The sequence below is a fragment of the Streptomyces sp. NPDC053048 genome, from assembly GCF_044547045.1.
GTDB lineage: Bacteria > Actinomycetota > Actinomycetes > Streptomycetales > Streptomycetaceae > Streptomyces.
On sequence record NZ_JBITZS010000025.1, the window covers coordinates 1 to 1,413 of the forward strand.

Consider the following 1,413-nt stretch of genomic DNA (forward strand, 5'->3'; position numbering starts at 1 on the left):
CTGAGACCTGATGCCGAGCCGATTGTGGTGAAGTGGATGATCCTATGCTGTCGAGAAAAGCCTCTAGCGAGTTTCATGGCGGCCCGTACCCTAAACCGACTCAGGTGGTCAGGTAGAGAATACCGAGGCGTTCGGGTGAACTATGGTTAAGGAACTCGGCAAAATGCCCCCGTAACTTCGGGAGAAGGGGGGCCATGTCCGGTGATCGGATTTACTCCGTGAGCTGGGTGTGGCCGCAGAGACCAGCGAGAAGCGACTGTTTACTAAAAACACAGGTCCGTGCGAAGCCGTAAGGCGATGTATACGGACTGACGCCTGCCCGGTGCTGGAACGTTAAGGGGACCGGTTAGCTCCATTTCGGTGGGGCGAAGCTGAGAACTTAAGCGCCAGTAAACGGCGGTGGTAACTATAACCATCCTAAGGTAGCGAAATTCCTTGTCGGGTAAGTTCCGACCTGCACGAATGGCGTAACGACTTCTCGACTGTCTCAACCATAGGCCCGGTGAAATTGCACTACGAGTAAAGATGCTCGTTTCGCGCAGCAGGACGGAAAGACCCCGGGACCTTTACTACAGCTTGATATTGGTGTTCGGTTCGGCTTGTGTAGGATAGGTGGGAGACTGTGAAGCATGCACGCCAGTGTGTGTGGAGTCGTCGTTGAAATACCACTCTGGTCGTGCTGGATGTCTAACCTGGGTCCGTGATCCGGATCAGGGACAGTGTCTGGTGGGTAGTTTAACTGGGGCGGTTGCCTCCTAAAGGGTAACGGAGGCGCCCAAAGGTTCCCTCAGCCTGGTTGGCAATCAGGTGTTGAGTGTAAGTGCACAAGGGAGCTTGACTGTGAGACCGACGGGTCGAGCAGGGACGAAAGTCGGGACTAGTGATCCGGCGGTGGCTTGTGGAAGCGCCGTCGCTCAACGGATAAAAGGTACCCCGGGGATAACAGGCTGATCTTCCCCAAGAGTCCATATCGACGGGATGGTTTGGCACCTCGATGTCGGCTCGTCGCATCCTGGGGCTGGAGTCGGTCCCAAGGGTTGGGCTGTTCGCCCATTAAAGCGGTACGCGAGCTGGGTTTAGAACGTCGTGAGACAGTTCGGTCCCTATCCGCTGTGCGCGTAGGAGTCTTGAGAAGGGCTGTCCCTAGTACGAGAGGACCGGGACGGACGAACCTCTGGTGTGCCAGTTGTCCTGCCAAGGGCATGGCTGGTTGGCTACGTTCGGGAGGGATAACCGCTGAAAGCATCTAAGCGGGAAGCCTGCTTCGAGATGAGGACTCCCACCCACTTGATGGGGTAAGGCTCCCAGTAGACGACTGGGTTGATAGGCCAGGTGTGGAAGACCGGTAACGGTTGGAGCTGACTGGTACTAATAGGCCGAGGGCTTGTCCTCAGTTGCTCGCGTCCACTGTGT

The 1,413-nt window shown here is 56.5% G+C and carries 1 rRNA gene; it reads left to right on the forward strand.

Features of this window, described 5'->3' with window-relative positions:
- Positions 1-1,392, forward strand: a 23S ribosomal RNA gene (locus ACIG36_RS33290); the annotation flags it as partial.
- Positions 1,393-1,413 lie beyond the last annotated feature (21 nt).